This is a genomic window from Inquilinus sp., assembly GCF_057815775.1.
This window is the reverse complement of record NZ_JBYRFX010000604.1, coordinates 1-2,214: the sequence shown is the minus strand read 5'-3', so window position 1 is coordinate 2,214 and position 2,214 is coordinate 1. Positions and strand designations below refer to the sequence as shown.

At 73.6% G+C, this 2,214-nt stretch carries 1 protein-coding gene; it reads right to left on the bottom strand.

Annotated features, from left to right (window positions below; all coding sequences use genetic code 11):
* Positions 1-2,214: condensation domain-containing protein (locus AC3XYG_RS21175; protein WP_489141852.1), on the bottom strand; the 2,214-nt coding region annotated here is incomplete at both ends.

The window sequence follows — 2,214 nt, the reverse complement described above, 5'->3', positions numbered from 1 at the left end:
CGGGAGCCAGGGCCAGCGCGGCCTGCAGGTCCGGTTCGTCGAGCAGCAGCGTCGGCGCATCGGTGGCGAGGCGTAGGGCGAGGCCGGATGTGGTGACCAGGGCCGCCGGCCGGGCGTCGGCCAGCATGAAGCCGAGCCGCTCGTCGGGATAATCCGGGTCGAGCGGCAGGTACGCGGCGCCCGCCTTGAGGATCGCCAGCAAGGCTATGACCATCCCGGGGGACCGGGGCAGGCCCAGCGCCACGACCGTCTCCGGGCCGGCGCCGAGGGCAATCAGCCGGTGCGCCAGATGGTTGGCGCGGGCGTTCAGCTCGCGGTAGCTGAGCCTCTCGTCCTCGAACACCAGGGCGGTGGCGTCCGGGGTCCGGGCCGCCTGCGCCTCGAACAGTCCGGGCAGGGTGGTGGCCGGCACCGGACGCGCCGTGTCGTTCCAATCAACCAGGATCTGCTGCCGCTCCTCCGGCGCCAGCAGATCGATCGCTCCGATCCGCTGCCCGGGGTCCTGCACCAGCGCCTCCAGCAGGCGCTCCACGCGCTTCGCCAGCGCCACCACCGTCTCAAGCTCGAACAGGTCGGGGCTGTAGCTGAGGGCCAGGCGCAGTTGCTCGCCGGGCTGGGCCATCAGGCCGAGCGGGTAGTGCGAGACGTCGCCGCCGTGATGCCCGGCCGGACTCAGGCGCAGGCCGCCGGGAAGGGGCGCGGACAGGGCGTCGTCGCCCGGGTAGTTCTCGACCACCACCAGCGTGTCGAACAGTGCACCGTGACCGGCCAGGCGCTGGATCTCGGTCAGCCCCAGATGCTGGTGCGGCATCAGCCCGGCCTGCTCGCCTTGCAGACGCACCATCAGCCCGGCCAGCGACTCGGCCGGGTCGAGGACGAGCCGCACCGGCACGGTGTTGATGAACAGCCCGACCATGCGCTCCATGCCGGCGATCTCAGCCGGGCGGCCGTTGACGGTGAGGCCGAAGGTGACGTCGCTGCGTCCGGTCAGCTGGGCGACGATCAGCCCCCAGGCGGCGGCCGCCACGGTGCCGAGGGTCAGCCCGTGTCGTCGTGCCACGGCGTCGAGCGCCACCGTCGTTGCCGCCGGCAGCGCCCAACCGTGAGTCGCGGGGAAGATGCTGGCCGCAGCGGGCGCAGGCGGGGCGACGAATGTCGGCTCGTCGAGCCCGGCGAGCGCCGCCTGCCAGGCAGCTTCGGCCGCCGCCCGATCCTGGGCGGCGAGCCAGCCGAGATGCGCTCGGTAGGGCACCGGCCGCGGCAGCGCGCGGTCGAGGCTCTCCCCGTCGAGGTCGGCGCGGTAGAGTGTCACCAGTTCCGTCATCAGCACCGGCATCGACCAGCCGTCGAGCAGCAGATGATGATTGGTCAGCACCAGCCGGTGTCGCTCCAGCCCCAGCCGGATCAGGCCGAAGCGCAGCAGCGGCACCCGGCCCGTCGCGATCGCCGCCGGGCCGAGATGGGCCCGCTCCGCGGCCAGCACCGCGTCCAGCGCCTCCGCCTGACCTGCGGCGGCAAGCCCCGACAGGTCGACTTCGCTCCACGCCAGCGCCGGATCGCGCGGGACCACCTGCACCGGCCGCTCCAGCCCCGCCGTGACGAAGCCGGCCGCGAGATGCGGATGTCGGCCCAGGAGCCCTGCCGCCGCCCGCTTCAGCGCCGCCGGCGCGAGCGGACCATCAAAGTTGACACCCAGCTGCACCAGATAGGCGTCAGGAGCCTCCGTGTCGTAGAGGGCATGGAACAGCAGCCCCTCCTGCAGCGGCGTCAGCGGCAGGATCTCGGCCACCGGCCCGGCCGCCTCCAGCCGCTCGATCGCCGCCTGGTCCAGCCCGGCCAGCGGCACGTCCGACGGCGTCAGCCCGGCCCCCTCGGATCGCGCAGCCCAGCCGGCCAGCGTCTCCAGCGCGCCAAACCAGCGTCGCGCCAGGTCCTCGATCTCCGCCGCCTCGAACAAGGCGCCGGCCCACGACCAGCGCGCCACCAGCACCGGCCCCCCGGCCCGCGTCTCGGCGATGGCGTCGAGCGTGATCGGATGGGACAGCGGCATCGCCGGATCGCCACCGCCGCCAAGCCCGGCCGCCTCCGGCGCCAGGGACCAGGCGCCATCGCCAGCCCCGTCTCCTTCCAGCCCGGCGAAGCGGCCGAGGTAGTTGAACGCCACCTGCGGAACGCCAAGCGCCGCCAGCTGAGGCTCGGTCTCCGGGTTCAGGT